This window comes from Aeromonas enterica (genome assembly GCF_054052465.1).
Genome location: NZ_JBSTYL010000003.1, coordinates 158,341 through 178,516 on the forward strand (window position 1 = coordinate 158,341; position 20,176 = coordinate 178,516).

Annotated in this window: 20 protein-coding genes; 6 read left to right on the forward strand and 14 right to left on the reverse strand. The window is 62.7% G+C overall.

Going from position 1 to position 20,176, the window contains the following annotated elements:
• Nucleotides 1–41: 41 nt before the first annotated feature.
• Nucleotides 42–1,463: an N-acetylglucosamine-binding protein GbpA gene (gbpA, locus tag ACW5XD_RS04805; protein WP_456493871.1), complete on the forward strand. Its 1,422-nt coding sequence runs from the start codon at nt 42–44 to the stop codon at nt 1,461–1,463.
• Nucleotides 1,464–1,539: 76 nt separating this feature from the next.
• Here the strand turns inward: gbpA and cbl are convergent, their stop codons facing one another.
• From cbl to ACW5XD_RS04840, 7 genes are all read right to left on the reverse strand, one after another.
• Complete coding sequence (gene cbl, locus ACW5XD_RS04810; protein ID WP_456493872.1) at nt 1,540–2,487, reverse strand: HTH-type transcriptional regulator Cbl; 948 nt, start codon at nt 2,485–2,487, stop codon at nt 1,540–1,542.
• Nucleotides 2,484–2,615 carry a hypothetical protein gene (locus tag ACW5XD_RS04815; RefSeq protein ID WP_456493873.1) on the reverse strand — a complete coding sequence of 44 codons (132 nt, stop codon included), beginning with the start codon at nt 2,613–2,615 and terminating at the stop codon, nt 2,484–2,486. The genes cbl and ACW5XD_RS04815 overlap by 4 nt, the downstream gene beginning before the upstream one ends.
• A gap of 39 nt (nt 2,616–2,654) precedes the next feature.
• A complete protein-coding gene (locus ACW5XD_RS04820) occupies nt 2,655–3,725 on the reverse strand; it encodes a sulfate/molybdate ABC transporter ATP-binding protein (protein ID WP_456493874.1) in 1,071 nt (356 codons plus the stop codon).
• Between the two features lie 152 nt (nt 3,726–3,877).
• Complete coding sequence (cysW, locus tag ACW5XD_RS04825; RefSeq protein ID WP_456493875.1) at nt 3,878–4,771, reverse strand: sulfate ABC transporter permease subunit CysW; 894 nt, start codon at nt 4,769–4,771, stop codon at nt 3,878–3,880.
• Entirely contained in the window at nt 4,768–5,607 is an 840-nt protein-coding gene (cysT, locus tag ACW5XD_RS04830) for a sulfate ABC transporter permease subunit CysT (protein WP_172955206.1), read from the reverse strand. Before cysT ends, cysW begins: the two co-directional genes overlap by 4 nt.
• 277 nt (nt 5,608–5,884) lie before the next feature.
• Nucleotides 5,885–6,460, reverse strand: a complete 576-nt coding sequence (locus ACW5XD_RS04835) for an RBBP9/YdeN family alpha/beta hydrolase (protein WP_456493876.1) — start codon at nt 6,458–6,460, stop codon at nt 5,885–5,887.
• Between the two features lie 68 nt (nt 6,461–6,528).
• Complete coding sequence (locus tag ACW5XD_RS04840; protein ID WP_456493877.1) at nt 6,529–7,530, reverse strand: sulfate ABC transporter substrate-binding protein; 1,002 nt, start codon at nt 7,528–7,530, stop codon at nt 6,529–6,531.
• A gap of 207 nt (nt 7,531–7,737) precedes the next feature.
• On the opposite strand from ACW5XD_RS04840, the gene ACW5XD_RS04845 reads away from it, so the two are divergent.
• The 3 genes from ACW5XD_RS04845 to ACW5XD_RS04855 all read left to right on the forward strand — a co-directional run bounded on the left by ACW5XD_RS04845 (nt 7,738) and on the right by ACW5XD_RS04855 (nt 10,006).
• Nucleotides 7,738–9,000, forward strand: a complete 1,263-nt coding sequence (locus tag ACW5XD_RS04845; RefSeq protein ID WP_456493878.1) for an MgtC/SapB family protein — start codon at nt 7,738–7,740, stop codon at nt 8,998–9,000.
• Nucleotides 9,001–9,080: 80 nt separating this feature from the next.
• Nucleotides 9,081–9,671 carry a sugar O-acetyltransferase gene (locus tag ACW5XD_RS04850; RefSeq protein WP_456493879.1) on the forward strand — a complete coding sequence of 197 codons (591 nt, stop codon included), beginning with the start codon at nt 9,081–9,083 and terminating at the stop codon, nt 9,669–9,671.
• Nucleotides 9,668–10,006 carry a DUF1294 domain-containing protein gene (locus ACW5XD_RS04855; protein WP_456493880.1) on the forward strand — a complete coding sequence of 113 codons (339 nt, stop codon included), beginning with the start codon at nt 9,668–9,670 and terminating at the stop codon, nt 10,004–10,006. Before ACW5XD_RS04850 ends, ACW5XD_RS04855 begins: the two co-directional genes overlap by 4 nt.
• Nucleotides 10,007–10,165: 159 nt before the next feature.
• Here ACW5XD_RS04855 and ptsG read toward each other — a convergent pair whose 3' ends face one another.
• The 4 genes from ptsG to ACW5XD_RS04875 all read right to left on the reverse strand — a co-directional run bounded on the left by ptsG (nt 10,166) and on the right by ACW5XD_RS04875 (nt 15,221).
• Complete coding sequence (gene ptsG / locus ACW5XD_RS04860) at nt 10,166–11,620, reverse strand: glucose-specific PTS transporter subunit IIBC (RefSeq protein ID WP_456493881.1); 1,455 nt, start codon at nt 11,618–11,620, stop codon at nt 10,166–10,168.
• Nucleotides 11,621–11,728: 108 nt separating this feature from the next.
• On the reverse strand, nt 11,729–12,976 hold the full coding sequence (locus ACW5XD_RS04865; RefSeq protein ID WP_456493882.1) for an ABC transporter substrate-binding protein: 1,248 nt from the start codon (nt 12,974–12,976) through the stop codon (nt 11,729–11,731).
• Nucleotides 12,977–13,084: 108 nt separating this feature from the next.
• The gene (locus ACW5XD_RS04870; protein WP_456493883.1) at nt 13,085–14,527 is read right to left on the reverse strand and encodes a HAMP domain-containing sensor histidine kinase; all 1,443 of its coding nucleotides are present in this window, start codon (nt 14,525–14,527) and stop codon (nt 13,085–13,087) included.
• Nucleotides 14,517–15,221: a response regulator transcription factor gene (locus ACW5XD_RS04875; RefSeq protein WP_427229499.1), complete on the reverse strand. Its 705-nt coding sequence runs from the start codon at nt 15,219–15,221 to the stop codon at nt 14,517–14,519. Before ACW5XD_RS04875 ends, ACW5XD_RS04870 begins: the two co-directional genes overlap by 11 nt.
• A gap of 197 nt (nt 15,222–15,418) precedes the next feature.
• Here ACW5XD_RS04875 and ACW5XD_RS04880 point away from each other — a divergent pair, with 197 nt between their 5' ends.
• Nucleotides 15,419–15,631, forward strand: a complete 213-nt coding sequence (locus ACW5XD_RS04880) for a hypothetical protein (protein ID WP_456493884.1) — start codon at nt 15,419–15,421, stop codon at nt 15,629–15,631.
• Nucleotides 15,632–15,832: 201 nt separating this feature from the next.
• Complete coding sequence (locus ACW5XD_RS04885; protein ID WP_456493885.1) at nt 15,833–16,288, forward strand: hypothetical protein; 456 nt, start codon at nt 15,833–15,835, stop codon at nt 16,286–16,288.
• 74 nt (nt 16,289–16,362) lie between these two features.
• Here ACW5XD_RS04885 and argH read toward each other — a convergent pair whose 3' ends face one another.
• From argH to ACW5XD_RS04900, 3 genes are all read right to left on the reverse strand, one after another.
• Entirely contained in the window at nt 16,363–17,748 is a 1,386-nt protein-coding gene (argH, locus tag ACW5XD_RS04890; protein WP_456493886.1) for an argininosuccinate lyase, read from the reverse strand.
• Between the two features lie 211 nt (nt 17,749–17,959).
• Nucleotides 17,960–19,195 carry an argininosuccinate synthase gene (locus ACW5XD_RS04895; RefSeq protein WP_456493887.1) on the reverse strand — a complete coding sequence of 412 codons (1,236 nt, stop codon included), beginning with the start codon at nt 19,193–19,195 and terminating at the stop codon, nt 17,960–17,962.
• A 57-nt stretch (nt 19,196–19,252) separates the two neighbouring features.
• Nucleotides 19,253–20,164 (reverse strand): ornithine carbamoyltransferase, encoded by a 912-nt coding sequence (locus tag ACW5XD_RS04900; protein ID WP_456493888.1) that lies wholly within the window; start codon nt 20,162–20,164, stop codon nt 19,253–19,255.
• Between the last annotated feature and the right edge of the window lie 12 nt (nt 20,165–20,176).

The window sequence follows — 20,176 nt, forward strand, 5'->3', positions numbered from 1 at the left end:
CCAGCCAACTGACTGCCCATATCTGTCGAACAGAGGAATGTATGGCAGCAAAAATCCAACTCAATCACCTCGTCGCAGCGCTGGCGCTGCTGACCAGCGGCAGCGTGCTCGCTCACGGCTACATCACCCAGCCGGCCAGCCGCAACTACCAGTGCAACACGGGCGACAATAGCCAGTGTGGTGCGGTGCAATGGGAACCCCAGAGCGTGGAAGGCCCCTCCGGCTTCCCGCAGACCGGCCCCCAGGATGGCCAGATCGCCTCGGCTGGCAGTAGCCGCTGGAGAGAGCTGAACGTCCAGACCAGCGATCGCTGGGCCCGCAAGGAAGTGCAGGCCGGCCCCTTCGCCATCAGCTGGACCTTCACCGCCAACCACGTCACTCGCAACTGGCGTTACTACCTCACCAAACAGGACTGGAATCCGAACCAGCCGCTGACCCGCACCGCCTTCGATCTCACCCCCTTCTGCGTGGTGGATGGCAACATGGTACAACCGCCCAAGCAGGTCACTCATCAGTGCACACTGCCAGAGCGCACCGGTTATCAGCTGATCCTGGGTGTGTGGGAAGTGGGTGACACCAACAACAGCTTCTACAACCTGATCGACGCCAACTTCAAGGGCGGCACCCAGCCACCGCTGAGCTGGAGCCAGGGCGGTACCATCTACCCTTCCACCGATCTGGCGGCCGGTGACAAGGCCAGAACCCTGGTATTCGACGCCAATGGCGTGCGCCCCGATCTGCAGACCGAGCTGACCATCACCACCACGGAGCAGGGTCAGAAGAACAACTGGGCCCATGCCCTGGCCAGCAAGATCAATGCAGAGCAGAGCCAGATCCGCGCCGGTCAGCAGAATGCCGACGGTCAGTTCAACCCCGTCTACGGCCAGAACCCCGTCTATCTCAAGGCAGGCAGCGCGCTGGAGCGGGTCGAAATCCAGCTCGAACAGCTGCAACCGCCGGTGGGCAACGACATCAGCGTGAGCGGTCTGGAGAGCGAGTACCTGCTCGACAACGGCAAACTGACCCTCGACTTCACCGTCACGGCGCAAGGGGATCTCACCGTCACCAACACCCTGTATGACCACGGTGGTGTGGCTAAAGGCCAATCCTCTGCCGACATCAAGGACAGCAGCCAGAGCTTCACCATGCCGCTCACCGGGCTCAGCGCCGGCCACCACCAGCTGGTGATCGAGGCCAAGCCGAAGGCCGGTGGCGAAGCCCTGCAGCAGACGCTGGATCTGATGCTCAAGGATCCGTCCGGTGGTGACTACCAGTTCACCTTCCCGGAAGGACTCAAGTCCTACACGGATGGCACCAGGGTGCTGCAACCCAAGAATGGCAAGATCTACCAGTGCAAGCCCTTCCCCTACCGCGGCTGGTGCAGCCAATGGTCGGCCAGTGCCACCCAGTATGAACCCGGGGTCGGTACCAATTGGCAAGACGCCTGGATTGCGCTGAACTGAGCCAGTTCTAAAAGTTGAAACGCCATAACTAAAACGGGGAGCCACTGGCTCCCCGTTTTAGTTGGTGTCACCAGACTCAGATCTGGAAGTCGAGGGCGGGCTCGCCACCCATGGCGCGGGCCTGAATGTCTGCCAGCGCCAGCTCGGGGTTGCAGAGCTGGATGAACTGCCAGGCGAAGTTGTGCTGGAACTGCCCCTGCTTGAGACCGATCCAGGCGGTGTGGGGCGCAAACAGCCGGCTGCCATCAAGCTGCACCAGCCCCTTGTCGCGCTGGGTGTCGAACGCCATGTCCGCCAGTATGCCGACCCCCATCTCCAGTTCAACATAGGTCTTGATGACGTCGGAATCCTGCGCGGTCAGCAGGATCTGTGGCGCGATGCCCGCCTCGGCAAACGCCTCGTCCACCCGCGCCCGCCCGGTCAGCCCGGCCTGATAGGTGATGATGGGCCAGTGGGCCAGCGCCGCCAGCGTCAGATCCCGCTCGGCGGTGAGCGGATGCTGCTCCGGTACCACAATGTTGTGATGCCAGCGGTAGTAGGGAAACGCCACCACCCCTTCACTCTTGTCGAGCTGCTCGCTGCTGATGCCGATATCCACCTCGCCGGTCTGCACCAGCCGCACTATCTCCTCCGGGCTGCCCTGACGCAGCTCCAGCTGCACCAGCGGGAACTGCTCGCGAAACGCCTTCACTACCCGTGGCAGGGCATAGCGCGCCTGGGTGTGAGTGGTCGCCACCAGCAGCCGGCCCGACTCGCGGTTGGCGAAGGTGCTGGCCAGTTTGCGGATGTTGTTGGCGTCGCTCAGGATGCGCTCGGCGATCACCAGCAGCTCCTTGCCCGGCTCGGTCATGCCAAGCAGCCGCTTGCCATAGCGGATGAACAACTCGATCCCCAGCTCCTCTTCCAACTCGCGAATATGGCGGCTGACCCCGGACTGGGAGGTAAACAGGGCATTGGCGACCTCGGTCAGGTTGTAATCCCGCCGTGCCGCTTCCCGGATAATTCGCAACTGCTGAAAATTCACGTCATCGCCTCCTGCGCTGACTGGCCGGTCGGGGTTTGTCCCGCCGCCGCTTTCTTGTTATCTGCCTGGCCGGACTCCTCATCGAGTCCGGCAACGGCCTGACACCCTTGTATCCCAGGCGGGCTCACACCGCCATCCTATCTGTCCATTTCAAGCGGCGATGGCCGTCAGATCTGGTAGTCCGGATAGAGCTGAGCCTGTTTGGCAACCAGTCGCACCCCTTGCCCCGGCATGAAGGCTTTGGCCGCCTCCTTGCTCAGTTCGGCCTCGAAGTGTGCACCGTTTGTATCCCCATTGCCACGCAGTTCCACCCGAATGCGCGGCCCCATGGGCAGCAGTCGGGTGATGGTGGCGCTGATCCCGCCGGGCGCATCCGCCGGCAGTATCTCCAGCTCGTGGGGGCGCACATAGGCGATGGCGGCGCTGCCCTGAGCCAGCTGATGGGAACTGATGGGACCGCCCAGCAGCTGCTCGCCGATGCCAAAGCCCTGCTCCGCCACCCGGCCGCGAAACAGGTTCACACTGCCGAGGAAGCTGTGCACGAAGGAGCTGGCGGGCTGATCATAGACCTCGGCCGGGGTGCCGATCTGCTCGACCCGGCCGGCGTTCATCAGCACCACCCGATCCGCCACCTCCAGCGCCTCCTCCTGATCGTGAGTCACGAACAGGCTGGTAACGTGCAACTCGTCGTGCAATTCGCGCAGCCAGCGGCGCAGCTCCTTGCGCACCTGGGCATCGAGGGCGCCGAAAGGCTCGTCCAAGAGCAGCACCTTGGGCTGCACCGCCAAGGCGCGAGCCAAGGCAACCCGCTGGCGCTGGCCACCGGAGAGCTGGGTCGGATAACGCTCGGCCACGTGGCTGAGCTGCACCAGATCAAGCAGCTCCTTGACCCGCGCGCGGATGGTCGCCTCGGCCGGACGCTCGCTGCGCGGCTTGACCCGCAGGCCAAACGCCACGTTCTCGAACACCGTCATGTGGCGAAACAGGGCGTAGTGCTGGAATACGAAGCCGACGTTGCGCTCGCGCACGTGCAGATCCGAGGCATCTTCCCCGCGGATGATGACGCTGCCGCTGTCGGCCTGCTCCAGCCCGGCGATGATCCGCAGCAAGGTGGTCTTGCCGCAGCCGGAGGGGCCGAGCAAGGCAACCAGCTCGCCATCGTGAAAGTCGAGGTTGATGTCGGCCAGGGCCGCGTACTGATTGAAATGCTTGTTGAGTTGTTGAACCTGAATGCTCATGGCTGCCTCTCTGAACCGTTAAATCGGGATGGATGGAGTCTCCCAGCTGGCCAGCCCATACGGCCGGCCATGCTCGCCATCACACCCCAATCCATATCAATGGGGTATCCGGATCGGGCTGACCGCGCAGCCAGATCCCTGTCGCAATAACATCAATGGGACTTGGTGGGCTGCCCACGCAGCCGGGCCAGCAGGGTTTCTCCCAGCAGGGTGAAGATCCCGAACAGCGCCAAGAGGCTGGCCACCGCGAAGGCGGCGCCGGTCTGGTACTCGTTGTAGAGGATCTCTATGTGCAGCGGCAGGGTATTGGTCTGGCCGCGAATATGGCCGGAGACCACGGAGACGGCACCAAACTCCCCCACGGCCCGGGCGGTACAGAGCAGCAGGCCATACATCAGGCTCCAGCGGATGCCTGGCAAGGTGACCCGCCAGAACATCTGCAAACCGCTCGCCCCCAGCATGATGGCGGCTTCTTCCTCTTCCGGGCCGCGCGCCTCCATCTGGGGCAGCAGCTCGCGCACCACGAAGGGCACGGTAATGAAGGTGGTCGCCAAAATGATGCCAGGGGTGGCGAAGATGACCTTGATGTCGTGCTCGCTCAGCCAGTCGCCAAACCAGCCGCGGCTGCCGAACATCAGCACGAACATCAGCCCGGCGATCACGGGCGAGACCGAGAACGGCAGATCTATGATGGTGATGAGCAGTTGCCGGCCGGGGAAACGGAAGCGGGCGATGGCCCAGGCCGCCGCCATCCCGAACAGCAGGTTGAGAGGAACCGCGCAGAGCGTGACCAGGGCGGTGAGTCCGAGCGCACTCAGGGCATCCGGTTCACTGATGGCGTGCCAGAAGAAGGCCAGCCCGGGTCTCAGCGCCTGAATAAAGACGGTGGCCAGCGGCAGCAGCAGCAGGGCGGCAAACCAGCCCAGTCCGACCGTGATCAGTAACCACTTGACCCACACAGGTTCACGGGTCACCGGGAGATGGCGAATCGGGGTGGTCTGTGCCACGTCGAGGGCAAGGTCCAGGCTTGAATGTGAGGCGTTCATATCCGGCTCCCTCCGATACGGGCCCAGCTCCAGGCCTGCAACTTGTTGATCAGCAATAACAGAATGAAAGAAATGAGCAGCATAACCACGGCGATGGCGGAGGCACCGGCATAGTCGTACTCCTCCAGGTGACTCATGATCATCAGCGGTGCTATCTCGGAAACCATGGGCAGGTTGCCGGCGATGAAGATGACGGAACCGTACTCCCCCACTGCGCGGGCAAACGCCAGCGCAAAGCCGGTGATCAACGCAGGGACCAGAGTCGGCCACAGCACCCGCAGGAAGGTCTGCCAGCGGTCGGCCCCCAGGCTGGCGGCGGCCTCTTCCTGCTCCGTCTCGGCTTCCCGCAGCACCGGCTGCAGGGTGCGCACCACGAAGGGCAGACCGATGAAGGTGAGGGCAATCACCACCCCGATGGGGTTGTAGGCGAGCTCTATGCCAAACGGGGCGACCCACTGCCCGATCCAGCCGTTGGGGGCAAAGATGGCGCACAGGGCGATGCCGGAGACGGCGGTGGGCATGGCGAACGGCAGATCGATCAGCGCATCCACCAGCCGGCGACCGGGGAAGGTGTAACGCACCAGCACCCAGGCCAGGATCAGGCCGAACAGACTGTTGAGCAGTGCCGCGATAAAGGCTGCCCCGAAACTCAGGCGAAAGGAGGCGAGCACCCGCGGGGAGCCGATTACCTGCCAGAACTCGGCGAGGGTGAGGTTGTTCACCGCGAACAGCACCAGCGCCGAGATCGGCAGCAGCACCAGCACACCCAGGTAGAGCAGGCTGAAACCGAGGGTCGGGCCGAAGCCCGGCAGGACGGAGTAAGAACCAAATCGCATAACGCATCCGTTTGTTATGAAAAACATTCGATATAGCGATTCTGCGCATTCCTGTTTGGGGCAACAAACACCAATAACGCCTTTGCTAAGCACTTTTTTATCTAACAGCGGCGGACAAGGCTTTTAGAGTCATAAAATGAAAAAAAGGTCTTTTATATAAATAAAAGACCTAAAAATGGAGCGTCGTGCAATGTACCAAGCCATCAAAAATCAACTGTTGTGGTGTCGGGTGTTATCTCTCTCCTTGTCAGCGTATTGAACTGGATCAGCGAAAACATCAACGGAAACTAAGGGCTGCGCGCCGCTCCCACACGGCCGGCGCAGGTTCGACTACCATCTCGGCCCGCCGATAGAGGGTGCCGAGCAGGTTGAGCCCCTGATTCCACTCCCCATGGCCGGACTGGGCATTGATATGGCCCACCTCGCCGGCATCGAACAGCGGCACCTGCCACTGGCGACTCCAGTACTCGGCCCGCTCAAAGCTCATCCAGGGATCGTTGCGGCTGGGCACCAGCTGGGCCGAGAACTTGAGCGAGCCCGCCAGCAACTCATCCACCATGCCGAAGTGAGCCGGATCCGCCGGCGCCACGATAAACAGCGAGGCCACCTTGTCAGGCTGTTGGCGCGCCGCCGTGATGGCCGCCAGCGCACCGAAGGAGTGAGCCACCAAGTGGGCCCGGCCGCGCCGGCTGCGCAGCTTGCTCGCCAGCTTGGCGCTCCAGACCGTCAAGTCCGGTTTGTCCCATGGCAGGCCCACCATCCGCTGCCAGTGGGGGAAATATTGATGCCAGCGACTCTGCCAATGATCCGGCCCACTGTTGTGCAGACCGGGAACCAGGAGGATCTTGTTCATCTTGGTGCTCCTATCAGCTGGCACAGGGGCCAGTACGGGATAAACGTGCCACAAGGAAGCGGGGGGCCTTAGCCGCCCGGCTGGTAAATCTGGTCAAACAGGCCACCCTGGGCGAAATGTTTCTTCTGGGCCTTGTCCCAATCCCCTTCCAGATCCTTGACGGTAAACAGGGTCAGTTGCGGGAACTGGGCCGCGGTCTCCTTCAGGATCGCCGGATTGCTGGGGCGGTAGTGATACTTGGCGATGATGCGCTGCCCCTCGTCGGAGTAGAGGTACTCGAGGTACGCCTTGGCAACCGCTTCTGTGCCATGCTTTTTGGCCACCTTGTCCACCACGGCCACCGGCGGCTCGGCCAGGATGGAGACCGACGGCACCACCAGCTCGAACTTGTCGCGGTTATCGGGCTGATTGAGCACCAGCAGGGCTTCGTTTTCCCACGCCAGCAGCACGTCGCCGAGGCCGCGCTCGATGAAGCTGGTGGTGGCGCCACGGGCGCCGGAGTCCAGCACCTTCACGTTCTTGTAGAGATCGCCGACAAACTGCTTGGCCCCCTCCTCACTGCCGCTCTTCTTCAGGGCGTAGCCCCAGGCCGCCAGATAGTTCCAGCGCGCCCCGCCGGAGGTCTTGGGGTTGGGAGTGACTATGGCCACGTCCTTGCGCACCAGATCCCCCCAATCCTTGATCTGCTTGGGATTGCCCTTGCGCACCAGGAAAACGATGGTTGAGGTATAGGGAGATGCGTTGTTGGCCAGCCGGCCCTGCCAGTCGGCGGCGATCAAGCCCTGCTTGGCGACGGCATTGACGTCATAAGCCAGCGCCAGCGACACCAGGTCCGCTTCCAGTCCGTCCACCACGGCGCGTGCCTGCTTGCCGGAGCCGCCATGGGATTGGCTGACCACCACGTCATCACCGGTTTTCGCCTTCCACTCCTTGGCGAAGGCGCCGTTGTACTCGTGGAACAGCTCGCGAGTCGGGTCGTAGGAGACGTTGAGCAGATGGATCTCGGCGGCATTGGCTTGGCCGAGGGCCAGCAGAGAGAGCAGGGTGAGAGCGGTCATTCGCAGTTTCATGGTGATACTCCATATCGTTGGGTTGAATGCAGCATGCCGCGGGCTTGTTATGCCGAGAACCAAGAAATAACGCTTTGCTTATCTCATTTGCTCATATCAGGAGTGGAATGGCGCCATTCGCGCACTCTGTGAGCCAAGCCGCGCTGCCCTCCTGTTGGCTGTGCCATCATGAGATCAAGGCCATGACACAGCGAAGAGGAAGTCGTTATGTGGATCACCGCAGACCCCGTCAATGGTGCCCTGGTGTCGCTGGCCATCGGCCTCATCATAGGGCTGGAGCGTGGCTGGCAGGTGCGCCAGCTGGGGGATAACCAACGCATCGCCGGCATGCGAACCTACGGCCTAATCGGCCTGCTTGGCGGTGTCTGCGCCCTGCTGCTGCCGACCCTGGGGCCCTGGCTGCCGCTGCTCGGCCTGCTGGTAGTGGTGACGGGCTGCGGCCTCTCGGTCTGGCTGGCCCAGCGCTGGCAGGGGGAGTTCGGCCTCACCAGCTCGGTGGCCATGCTGCTCACCTACCTGCTGGGGCTGATGTCGGTGCTGCTGAGCCCGAGCGAGGCGGTGGCCTGCGCCGTGCTGGCGGCCCTCTTGATGGGGCTAAAGGGCAAGATCCAGCAGGGGATGCTGTTTCTGAGCGAGACCGAATTCCACGCCACTCTGCGCTTCCTGCTCATCTCCCTGGTGCTGCTGCCGGTGCTGCCCAACGAGGAGATGGGGCCCCTCGATGCCTTCAACCCCTTCAAAATCTGGCTGATGGTGGTGGTGATCGCCGGCATCTCCTTCTCGGGCCACTTCGCGGTGCGTCTGCTCGGCACCCGCTCGGGACTGGTGCTCACCAGCATATTGGCAGGGTTCGCCTCCTCCACCGCCCTCACCCTGCAGTTTGCCCGCCTCAACAAGGAGCAGGGCGGGCTGGAGCGGCTGCTGGCCACCGGCATACTGCTGGCAGGAGCCACCATGTGGCTGCGGCTGCTGGTGCTGGTGCTGCTCATTCACAACGAGCTGGCGATGCGCCTGGCGGCGCCATTATTGCTGCTGGCGGCCACCGTCTACGGCTTCGCCTTCTGGTTCTGGCGCCAGCGCGAGGAGCTGACCGATGGCCCGGTACAACCCCAGACCAGCAACCCGCTCGATCTGGCCACCGCCATCAAGTTCGGCCTGCTGCTGGCGCTCATCGGCTTCATGGCCACCCTGCTGCAGAGCAAGGTGGGCAACTCAGGTGTCTATCTGCTGTCGTTGGTGTCGGGGATCACCGACGTGGACGCCATTACCTTGTCGCTCTCCCAGCTCTCCCACAAGGAGCTGGCGCTTGAGGTGGCGGCGCGCGGCATCCTGCTGGCGGGGTTGGTCAACTCGCTGGTGAAGGGGCTGCTGGCCCTGGGGATCGGCGGCCGCCGGCTGGGGCTGCGGGTGCTGCTGCCCTACTTCGTCTCGGCCCTGCTGATCCTGCCGCTGATCTGGCCCGGCGCCTGAGGTTGTAGCAAGTGACAGCCTGACGCCGCCGGAGTGCTCGCGTATACTGGCTCCTCTTGGCACATGAGAGGAGCTGTAGCATGGCAAGCGATTGGGACAAGGTACTGGCGGGCGGCGCCCTGGACAGTCAGAGCGAGGAGATAGCGAACGACCGGATCCGCGGCCAGGCGCTGCTGGCACAACTCAACGCCTCTCCGGCCGGTGACGAAGCCCTGCGCCAGCGCCTGTGCGGCGAGCTGTTCGGCCACTGCCCCGCCTCCTGCTGGATCAGCACTCCCTTCACCTGCGAGTTCGGCCGCAACATCCACATCGGCGAGAAGACCTTTTTCAACTTCAACATCACCATTCTCGACGTGGGCGAGGTACACATCGGCAGCCATGTGCTGCTGGCCCCCAACGTGCAGATCTACACCGCCACCCACACCATGGACTATCTGGAGCGGCGCAACTGGACCGCCTACAACAAGCCGGTGCGGATCGGCGATGACTGCTGGATCGGCGGCGGCGCCATCATCTGCCCCGGCGTCACCATAGGGCCGCGCTCCATCATAGGTGCCGGCGCCGTGGTCACCCGCGACATCCCGGCCGACTCGGTGGCGGTGGGCAACCCGGCCAAAGTGATCCGCAGCCTGAGTCCGGACGCCCCCCGTGGCTGGGAGCTGGCCCTGTGATCTGGCTCGCCCTGCTTCCCCTGCTGTGGACGGCCTGGCTCGGCCTGGCCGACGCCAACTGGTGGCCGCTGGCCATAGTCACCACCATGAGCCTGCTGACGGTGCTGGCCTACGCCCACGACAAGCGGCAGGTCATTCGCGGTGGCTGGCGCATCCCCGAATCCCGCCTCCACCTGCTGGAGTTGTGCGGCGGCTGGCCCGGGGCCTTGGTGGCCCGCCACTGGCTGCGTCACAAGACCCAGAAGGGCAGCTACCGGTTGAGGTTCTGGGCTATCGTCTGGGGCCAGCTGTTGCTGCTCGGAGGCTGGGCAAGTCGTCCCTTCTGGCTGGCCTGAACCCGACTTTTCACCAAAAGAGATGGCCCCACCAGCGGTGGGGCCATCTCTTTGTTGCGGACGCGGCAATAGCGGCAGGTCAAACTGGCTATCTCTGCCTCGATGTGGCCGAAGCGACAACCCGCTACTGGCCTGGTCGCCACTTCCATGCTGCGGCGTCTAGACCGCCAGCGCCGCCGACATCTCTGTCTTGATGTTGTCGGATCGGGTGCCGAAGATGGCCTGCAGGTTGTTACCCACCACCAGCACATCGATGGCGCCGAGGGCCTTGATGCGCGGGATATCCGCCAACTTGATGTCGTGCAGGCTGACCCGCAGCCGAGTGATGCAGGCATCCAGATGAACTATGTTCGCCGCCCCGCCCATCGCCTCGACCAGATCCAGCGCCAACTCTTCTTTCTCCTTGATGTCCACCGCCTGCAGCGGCTGGCTCTCCCGCCCCGGGGTCTTGAGGTCGAATTTGCGGATGAGGAAGCTGAACAGGCTGAAATATAGCAGCGCCCAGAGCGGCCCTATGATCAGGAACCACCAGGTATTGTGGGTCTGGGGCAGATTCAAGTAGAGGAAGAACTGCAAGGCGCCGTGGGCGAAGTCGGTGCTGTGCACTATCCCCAGATAGTTGGTCAGGGCGAAGGCCACCCCGGTCAGCAGGGTGTGGATCACATAGAGCATGGGCGCCACGAACAGGAAGGCGAACTCCACCGGCTCGGTGATCCCGGTCAGCCAGGAGGTAAAGGCCGCAGACAGCATCAGGCCCCCCACCAGCTTGCGTTTTTCCGGGCTGGCGCAGCGATAGATGGCCAGGGCCGCGGCAGGCAGGGCCCACATGGAATACATGTATCCCCCGGCCAGACCACCGGCACTGGGGTCTCCCTTGAAGAAGCGCACCAGCTCCCCGGTCACCACCTCCCCGGTCTGGGGATTGGTCCAGCTACCCAGCTCGTTGAAGAAGAAGGCGTTCCAGATATGGTGCAGGCCGGTCGGGATCAGGGCCCGTTCCACCAGGCCATAGAGGCCGAAGGTGACGGACTTGTTCAAGGTGCCCAGGTAGGCGGTGAACTCGAAGATGGCGGAGCCCACCACGGGCCAGATGAAGCCGAGCAGCACCCCGAGGAAGATGCCGCTAAAACCGGTGATGATGGGCACGAAGCGCTTGCCGGCGAAGAAGCCCAGGTACTCGGGCAACTTGAGGGTATGGAAGCGATTGAAGAAGTAAGCCGCCAGGGATCCCATCAGGATGCTGCCGAGGATCCCCATGTTGAGGGTGGGAATGCTCAGCACCTCGGTGTTGGTCTCCAGGCCGCGCAACACCACCGTCTTGCCGAGGGCGGCATTCATGGTGATGAAGCCCACCACGGCGGCCAGGGCGGCGGTGCCGTCATTGTTGCGGGCAAGGCCGATGGCGATGCCGATCAGAAACAGCAGCGGCATGTTGCCGAAGATCCAGTCCCCTGACACCATGAGCACACTCCAGAAGGAGGGCGGCAGGAAGAGGTGCCCCTGGGCACCGAAGTTGCCTATCCCCAGCATCAGACCGGCGGCAGGCAGGGTCGCCACGGGGAGCATCAGGCTGCGCCCGACCCGCTGCGCCTGGGAAAAAAATGATCCGGACATGTCTCAATTCCTCTTTGATGGTTGTCCAGAACAGGGTATAGGGTCGGCGCCGGCCATGAGTATCAATAGGCTATGGGATTGTAATCAAACACTTACAAAAGGGATGCCTCATCCCTTGCTGGAGGCGCTGCGCGCCACTGTGCCGAGGCGGCGGATCACCCCCTCCCTGTCGAGCTCGGGCTGATTGAAGAAGCGATAGAGCTCGCTCTCCACCGCCTTCTGGTAGAGGGGATGCAAGGCCATGGAGTCTGCCACGCTCGGCATCAGGTTGCCCGCGGCTTCCGCCCTGTCATAGTCGATGCGCGACAGCTGGGCGCAGGGGTTGAAGTCAGCCAGGGAGAGATCCCGGCGCACCGGGATAGAGCCCTTAGCCCGATTGAAGGCGAGCTGAAAATCCGGGCTCGCCAGGGCCCGGGCAATGGTCAGATGAGCTTTGGGCAGGTTGGCGTTGAACATCACAAAGCTGTCCATGTTGTAGACATAGAGCCCCTGGGTGCCAGGGGCTGGCAGGCATTGCACCTGCTCGGGCACGGCCACGCCACGGGCCAGCAGATCCCCCAGCACCCAGTCCCCCATCAACTGGAAGGCCGCCCTGCCCTCGGCGAGATCGGCAGTGGCCTGATCCCAGCTCTGGCCGCTCAGGGTGGGCAGCACCAGTTCGCTCAGCTCGCGAAAGCGGTCCAGGATCTGGCGACTGGTGTTGCTGCCGAGCGCCACCGGGTCCAGCTCGACGAAGGCCTTCTGGTAATACTCCTTGCCTCCCATCCCCAGCGCCAGGCTCTCGAACAGCAGGGCAACCTGCCAGGGGTCGTTGCCGAGCGCCAACGGCTTGATGCCCTTGGCTCTGAGGGCGCGCACCGCATCGAGAAAGCCGGGCCAGTCGGTGGGGGGGGCCATGTCGAGGCGGGCCAGCAGGGCGCGGTTGACCCACATCCAGTTGAGGCGATGCACGTTGACCGGGATCCCCATGTAGTGTCCCTCGATCTTGTTGACCCTGGGGGCCACTCCCAGCAGTTGCCTATCCCACTCCTGTTCACCTGCCACCTCGTCCTGAGGCTGGATGAAGCCAAGCAGGGTCCAGGAGGCGATGGCCTGCCCCTCCAGCTGGGCCAGAGCCGGGGGATTGCCCGCGATGGCCCGGGCCTGCAGCACCTCCATGGCGCTGTTGCCCCCGCCGCCGAGGATGGCGGCATTCTTGAGTTCCACTCCGGCCCCTTGTAACTGCGCCGTCACAACGGCAAACGCGGCCTGCTCCCCGGGGGAAGTCCACCAGTGCAACATCTCCACCTCGCCGGCCAGGGCGTCATGGAGCGGCAGGGCCAGCAACCAGGCCAGGGCGCGCAGGGAATTAGTCAAGGTTGAGCTCCAGTACCAGGGTCAGACCATGGGGTGATGGTTGCGAAGATGAATATCGCCGCCGTGGATGCGGGCGATGGTGAGCGGCCGGGCAGGGTGCGCAGGAAATCAGTCAAGGTTGAGCTCCAGTACCAGGGTCAGACCATGGGGTTGATGGTTGTGAAGATGAATGTCGCCGCCGTGGATGCGGGCAATGTGGCGAGCTATGGTCAGGCCGAGCCCGCTGCCGGGCAGGGCCTTGGTCGACGCGACCCTAAAGTAGGGGTCAAATACCCGCTCCATCAGCGCCGGACTGATACCCGGCCCCTGGTCGCTGAATGCGATCCTCACCTTGTCCCCCTGATGCGTCACTTGCACCCTCAGGCGCTCTCCGTACTTGATGCCGTTGTCTATGATGTTTTGCAGACAGCGCTTGATGGCCAGCGGCTTGCCGACCAGCATCAGGCTGGGGGGCCCTTGCAACGTCATCCTGGGTTCATCATGGTTATGGAGCTCGCCACAGCGGCGCAGCATCTCCATCAGATCCAGCGCCTCTATCTCCTCGTGAATGTGGGTCTCCTTCATGCACTGCAGTGCCCCCTTCACCATCAGCTCCATCTCGTCCAGGTGGGCGGCAAACTTGCTCTGCTCCTCTGGGTCCGCCAGCATCTCGGTACGCAGCTTGAGACAGGCCAGCGGGGTCTTGAGATCATGGGACATGGCGCTGAACAGCAGATCCCGCTCGTGCAGATGACTGCGAATGCGCCGCTGCATCTTGTTGAAGGCATGGATGGCGGCCCGGGTCTCGCTGCTGCCTTCCTCCTGCACCTCGGGGACCTCCCGCTTGCTGTCGAGCAGGGTCGCGGCCCGGGCCAGATTGCGGATGGGCCTTATCTCCTTTCGCACCACCCACCAGGTGGCGATCAGAATGATCAATGCCGACCCCAACATGAAACCGAGCTGGCTCGGAGTGAAGAAACGGGGATCCAGGCTCTCGTAAGGGGCGGGCAAGGCCGCCGCCAGATAGAACCAGGCGCCGGGCGCGACGGCAATCTGGATCACCAGGATCGGTGGATTGAGTTCGCCCAGGGCCAGGCTGTAGTGGGCCCAGTTCAGGGGCAGATCGTCGATGGGGATCTCTGTGTTGAATACCCGCAGATCGGCTCGGCTGGTGAAGTCGACCCTGCTGGTCACCTCGTGACCCAGCTCCTGTTGCAGCACCCGCTCCACTTCTCCCACCATCTGGGTCCGGCGGTGCGAACCCGAGATGGGGGTCACCGGCAGCGGGTGGTTGTTGAGGGAGACGAAGAAGCGGGTGCCTCCCATGTTGCGCAGTTGCTCCAGCACCAGATGACGGTAATCCTGGGGCAGCTTGCGAAAGAAGGCGATGGTGGAGGAGGCGCTCAAGGCCATGCTGCGCACCGTGCTGATCAACCCCTGCTCCTGGGCCTGGTTACTGTGGCGATACCAGAAAAAACCGGCGCACAGCTCGGCCGCCAGTATGACGCACAGCAGAAACAGGCTGGTACGACTGGCCAGGGAGCGTGGCGCCCAGCCCCGACTAGGCCTCATAGACGGTCTCGGTCGCCAGCATGTAACCCTTGTTGCGCACCGTCATGATCAGGGTGCGATCCTTGTCATCCAGGGCCTGGCGCAGCCGGGATACCTGCACGTCTATGCCTCGCTCGAAGGGGTCGCTCTCCCGTCCCCAGATCTCCTGGGAGATGAGATCCCGACTGAGCAACTCGTTGGGGTGGCGAATAAAGAGACCGAGCAGGGTGTAGTCGGCCCCCGACAGCTGGCGTGGCGCCTCCCCCGCCCGGGAGAGCTGGCGGGTCACGCTGTCCAGGGTCCAGGAGCCGAAGCTGATGCGCCTGGCGGTTGCCGCCTGCTGGGTGAGGCGACTGCGCCGCAGCAGCGCCTTGATCCGGGCCAGCAGCTCGCGGGGATTGAAACTCTTGGTGAGGTAATCATCCGCCCCTATCTCGAGCCCGGCGATGCGATCGGCATCCTCGGTCACGGCGGTCAGCATCATGATGGGCACGTTGGAGAGGCGGCGCAGCTGGGAGCAGAGGGTGAAGCCGTCATCCCCTGGCAGCATCACATCCAGGATCACCAGATCCGGCATGCCCTGGCGCACCTGCTGCCACATGGCCTCGCCATCGCAGGCAGTGCGTACCTCGAAGCCGGCGCGGCCCAGATACTCGGTGAGGGTATCGGTCAGCGCCTGGCTGTCATCGACGATGAGAATGACTTTACTGTCCATGGCATTATCAATCTGGCTACGAAGATCGGCCCTAAGTTACCAGCACAGACGCGCCAGGGTCGAGGCAATTGGCGGGCTTTTTGTAACCAGACGCTTACAAATCGCCGTCACCCCGACCGGTCACTGGGCAAGGTTCCCCCAGGGTGACAGAATGGCTGTACTAGCCCCCGACGTGGAGCAGATGACAGGGAGGCAATATGAGTCTGTGGACAGGCATAGTCCTGATCGTCTTTATCAGCATGCTGTTCGGCTATCTCAGCAAACGCGCCCGCTACCAGCTGGGGGATATCCGCATCACGGATCGCCTCGGCAAACAGGATGTGCTCATCCAGGAGCTGCGGGAGCGGATCGCCAATCTGGAAGCCATCGTCATTGAAGAGGAGAAGCGCCGCCCGTTCAAGAATCTGTGAGCCGGCAGCCACGGCGGCAAACTGGCCAGCTTCCGGGCTGCAAGGGGTTGCCGCTTTCCCCCACACTTGCCCCTCCCCCTACGACCTTCAAAACTAAATTCACAACAGGATCAGCGGCCTGCCCACGACTGCCGCATTCTTCACCAAACTGGCCCAATCCCTGCTCCATCACTGTCATCAGCCGTACCGGAGAGTGACATCATGATCAGCACCCTGCTTCCCATCGCCTCGATCGCTCTCAAGCTGGGCAGCCAGCTGCTGAGCGGCAGTGCCAAAACGCAACAGACGCAGCAGCCTGCGCAGGAAGATCGCCTGGCCCCCACAGTCCAGAGCCTGTTCCAGCGGCTCGGAGTCAAGGATGCCGACAGCGAACAGAACCGATCTGCCATCAACCACTTTATGGGGGAGCTGATGCAGACCCTGGGGCAGGAGAATAGTGACCAATCCCTCCCAGCCGCCATCGATACCGCTCGCAACCAGCTGGCCAGCGGCACCCAAAGCACCCGTCTCGACGCGCTGCAAAGCGAACTCGACACCCTCAAGGGCTCCCTTGGCAACAGCGACCTGAACCTGGATCAGCTGCTCGGCGCCTTCAAACAGACCCTGCCCAATGGCAAGGGGGAAGGCGTTGGCAAGCTGCTCAATGCCAGCGCGTGAAGGGCTTCGATCAATAAAAAACGGCAACCGAGGTTGCCGTTTTGCTTTCTTATTCAAATGACAAGCCGGTTGAATCAACCCGCCCGTTTTGCCAGCCACTGTTCGGCGGCTGTGAGGGCCGCATCCACCAGCTCGCGGGCGACGCCGCCTTTGGCGACCCGCTTGGCCAGGGTCGCTTCGAGCTCCAGGTTGGGATAGACATCCTCGCCGATGACAGGGCTGAAGCGCTGGAACTCAGCCAAAGAGAGATCTTCCAGCGGCTTCTTCACCTCAAGCGCATAGACCACCGTCTCGCCGACGATATGGTGCGCCTCGCGGAAAGGAATGCCCTTGGCCACCAGATAGTCCGCCAGCTCGGTGGCGTTGGCGTAGCCGCCCTGGGCCGCCGCCATGGTACGCTCGACGTTCACCTTCAAGTCGATCAGCACCAGCGCCGCCATGTCGAGGCAGTCGTGCCAGGTGTCGAGGGCATCGAACAACCCCTCCTTGTCTTCCTGCATGTCTTTGTTGTAGGCCAGCGGCAGCGCCTTCAGGCTCATCAGCATGCCCATCTGGGCGCCCACCACCCGGCCTGTCTTACCACGGATCAGCTCAAGCGCATCGGGGTTCTTCTTCTGCGGCATCAGGGAGGAGCCGGAAGTGACCGCATCGGACAACTCCACGAAACCCGCCTCGCCCGTGTTGTAGAAGATAAGGTCTTCGGCAAAGCGCGACAGGTGAGTCATGGAGAGGGACGCGACGTGCATCAGCTCCACCACGTGATCCCGGTCGGAGACCGAATCCAGGCTGTTGCGGGTCGCACCACCAAAACCCATATCCAGTGCCAGCGCTTCGCGGTCGATGGCATAGGCAGTGCCCGCCAGCGCGCCGCAGCCGAGCGGGCTGGTATCGAGACGCTTGAGAGCATCCTGCAGCCGGGAGTAATCCCGCTCCAGCATCTCCACATAGGCCAGCGCCCAGTGGGCGTAGGTGACCGGCTGGGCCCGCTGCAGGTGGGTGTAGCCGGGCAGCACCGCAGCCTGATTTTCGCGGGCAGAGGCCACCAGCCCCTGTTGCAAGCCTGTGATGGAGGCGAGCAGCAGCTCCCCTTGGGCCTTGCACCAGAGTTTCAGATCGGTTGCGACCTGATCGTTGCGCGAGCGGCCGGTGTGCAGCTTCTTGCCGAGGGTCCCCACGGCGTCAATAAGCTTGCCTTCAACCCAGGAGTGGATGTCTTCGGCATCCGAGCTCAGGATCTGCTGGGGATCCTGCTGCACCGAGGCAAGCAACACCTCCATCGCCTGTTGCAACTTTCCCTGCTCGTCGGCGGTCAATACGCCTACTTTCACCAGCGCCTTGGCCCAGGCCATGGAGCCCTGGATATCCTGCTCCGCCAACCGGTAATCGAACCGCAGCGAATCGTTGAACTGCTTGAACCGGCTATCGGCTCCCTGACTGAAGCGTCCACCCCAAAGTGCCATACTGCTCTCCTTGAATGCGTTGTCGGCGGCGTCTTGGCCCCCGAGCTTGAAATCGTGCCCTGTTTTTCTGCGAGCCTGTTATCTCACAGAAGCGGCCGAGGCGCTGCCGCTCTTGTCACACCCGCCAATGATGGGTCAGGGGGCCATGCCCTCTGCCTATAAAAGAGGGGGCTATGCCCCCTCACTGGAATCAACGGGTCATAGCGCTTGCTTAGCCGTGAGTGTGGTCACCGCCGATCGCCTGATGCTGCTCCTTCATGGCGCGGATCCGGCTGGCCAGGGTGTAGAGACGGATGAAGCCTTCCGCGTGGCTCTGGTCGTACACTTCATCGGCGCCGAAGGTGGCGAAGTCTTCGGAGTAGAGGCTGTTCGGTGACTTCTTCTGCACTGCGGTGACCTGACCCTTGTACATCTTCAGCACCACTTCACCGTCGAGATCCTCGGCGATGGCGTTGGCGGAGGCGACAATGGCCTTGCACAGCGGGGTGAACCAGCGACCGTCATAGACCAGGTGGGAGAACTCGGCACCCAGCTTCTCCCGCCAGGCGCGGGTCGGGCGATCCAGTACCAGCTCTTCCACGGCGCGCAGTGCGGCGACCATCACGGTACCGCCCGGGGTCTCGTAGCAGCCACGGGACTTCATACCCACCATCCGGTTTTCGGTGATGTCGATGCGGCCCACGCCGTGCTTGCCGGCACGCTCGTTCAGGGTCATCAGGATCTGGTGCGGGCTCAGCGGCTGATCGTCAACGGCGACGACTTCACCCTGGGCAACTGTCAGCTTGACGTATTCTGGCTCGTTCGGTGCCTGCTCGGCGGAGACAGTCCACTGCCAGACCGCCTCGGACGGCTCGTTCCAGGTGCTCTCCAGCTCGCCACCTTCGGTGGAGATGTGCCAGGCGTTGGCGTCGCGGCTGTAGATCTTCTTTAGGGTCGCCTTGCAGGGGATGTTGCGGGTCTCCAGATAGGCCAGCAGATCTTCCCGGGAGCGCATGTCCCACAGACGCCAGGGGGCGATCACCTTCAGTTGCGGGGCCAGGGCCGCCACGGCGCCTTCGAAACGCACCTGATCGTTACCCTTGCCGGTGCAACCGTGGGAGATGGCGTCGGCGCCTTCCGCCAGCGCAGCTTCCACCATGGCCTTGGCAATGATGGGACGCGCCATTGAGGTGCCAAGCAGGTAGGTGCCTTCGTAGACGGCGCCGGTCTTCAGAGTCGGGTAGACATACTCCTTGACGAACTCTTCGCGCAGGTCCTTGACGATGCACTTGGTGGCGCCGGAGGCGATGGCTTTTTGCTCTATCCCTTCCAGATCGTCACGTTCCTGACCCACGTCGGCGACGAAGGCGATGATCTCCGCATCGTAGTTCTCTTTCAGCCAGGGAATGATGGCCGAGGTATCCAGTCCGCCCGAGTAAGCCAATACGATCTTGTTGATTCCGCTCATTTTACTTCTCTCCATGATGATTCGATAAAAGGTTGTTATTTGGGGTCGGTTGCCGCGTTACTTGTGCCCAAGCAGGGTCAGCAGCACGGCGTTCTGGATATGCATACGGTTCTCTGCCTCGTCCATGATGAGGGAGGCTGGGCCATCCATGACCTGGGAGGTGATCTCCAGCTCCCGGTGCGCCGGCTGGCAGTGCAGCACATGCTGGATGCCGGTGCGGTTGAGCAGGGCCTGGTTGATCTGATAAGGCATAAAGATATCTTTTACCTGCTCCATTGGCGTGTTGTCACCCATGGAGACCCAGGTATCCGTGTAAACCACGTCAAACCCTTCGATATCCCCCACGTCATCGCTGATGTGAATGGTGGCGCCGGAATCGGCCGCCAGCGCCTGGGCCTGCAGGAAGATCTGGGTATCCGGGCCGTGGCCCTTGGGGCAGATCAGGGTCACATCCGTACCCAAGGTGGCCCCCAGCAGCAGCAGAGAGTGGCTGACGTTGTTGCCATCGCCCAGATACGCCAGCTTCACCTTGGACAGATCCGCGTAGTGCTCGGCAATGGTCATAAAGTCGGCCAGCCCCTGGCAGGGGTGGTAGAGATTGCACAGGCTGTTAACCACGGGCACAGTGCCATGCTCAGCCAATCCAACAAGCGTCTGGTGGTCGAACACCCGCGCGACGATGGCGTCACACCAGCGCGACAGGTTGGCGGCAAAGTCCTGCACCGATTCGCGTTTGCCGAGCGCGCCGTTCTGTTGATCCAGATAGACGCTGTGGCCGCCGAGTCTGGCGATACCGATGTCAAAGGTGACCCGGGTACGCAGGGAGGGCTTCTCGAACAGGGTAACCACGCTTTTGCCCGCCAGCGCCTGGCTGTACTTTTTCGGGTCGGCCTTGACCGCTTTGCCCAGCGCAATCAGCGCCTCGATCTGGGCTTTGTTCAGATCGCTGTCTTTCAGAAGATGTTGCATCGGATGTTCCTT

What these genes read in the sequence shown, in the direction of transcription:
- gbpA (WP_456493871.1), top strand. Translation starts at nt 42, where the DNA reads ATGGCAGCAAAAATCCAACTCAATCACCTCGTCGCAGCGCTGGCGCTG.
- ACW5XD_RS04820 (WP_456493874.1), bottom strand. Translation starts at nt 3,725, where the DNA reads ATGAGCATTCAGGTTCAACAACTCAACAAGCATTTCAATCAGTACGCG.
- cysW (WP_456493875.1), bottom strand. Translation starts at nt 4,771, where the DNA reads ATGAACGCCTCACATTCAAGCCTGGACCTTGCCCTCGACGTGGCACAG.
- cysT (WP_172955206.1), bottom strand. Translation starts at nt 5,607, where the DNA reads ATGCGATTTGGTTCTTACTCCGTCCTGCCGGGCTTCGGCCCGACCCTC.
- ACW5XD_RS04835 (WP_456493876.1), bottom strand. Translation starts at nt 6,460, where the DNA reads ATGAACAAGATCCTCCTGGTTCCCGGTCTGCACAACAGTGGGCCGGAT.
- ACW5XD_RS04840 (WP_456493877.1), bottom strand. Translation starts at nt 7,530, where the DNA reads ATGAAACTGCGAATGACCGCTCTCACCCTGCTCTCTCTGCTGGCCCTC.
- ACW5XD_RS04845 (WP_456493878.1), top strand. Translation starts at nt 7,738, where the DNA reads ATGTGGATCACCGCAGACCCCGTCAATGGTGCCCTGGTGTCGCTGGCC.
- ACW5XD_RS04850 (WP_456493879.1), top strand. Translation starts at nt 9,081, where the DNA reads ATGGCAAGCGATTGGGACAAGGTACTGGCGGGCGGCGCCCTGGACAGT.
- ptsG (WP_456493881.1), bottom strand. Translation starts at nt 11,620, where the DNA reads ATGTCCGGATCATTTTTTTCCCAGGCGCAGCGGGTCGGGCGCAGCCTG.
- ACW5XD_RS04870 (WP_456493883.1), bottom strand. Translation starts at nt 14,527, where the DNA reads ATGAGGCCTAGTCGGGGCTGGGCGCCACGCTCCCTGGCCAGTCGTACC.
- ACW5XD_RS04875 (WP_427229499.1), bottom strand. Translation starts at nt 15,221, where the DNA reads ATGGACAGTAAAGTCATTCTCATCGTCGATGACAGCCAGGCGCTGACC.
- ACW5XD_RS04880 (WP_456493884.1), top strand. Translation starts at nt 15,419, where the DNA reads ATGAGTCTGTGGACAGGCATAGTCCTGATCGTCTTTATCAGCATGCTG.
- ACW5XD_RS04885 (WP_456493885.1), top strand. Translation starts at nt 15,833, where the DNA reads ATGATCAGCACCCTGCTTCCCATCGCCTCGATCGCTCTCAAGCTGGGC.
- argH (WP_456493886.1), bottom strand. Translation starts at nt 17,748, where the DNA reads ATGGCACTTTGGGGTGGACGCTTCAGTCAGGGAGCCGATAGCCGGTTC.
- ACW5XD_RS04895 (WP_456493887.1), bottom strand. Translation starts at nt 19,195, where the DNA reads ATGAGCGGAATCAACAAGATCGTATTGGCTTACTCGGGCGGACTGGAT.
- ACW5XD_RS04900 (WP_456493888.1), bottom strand. Translation starts at nt 20,164, where the DNA reads ATGCAACATCTTCTGAAAGACAGCGATCTGAACAAAGCCCAGATCGAG.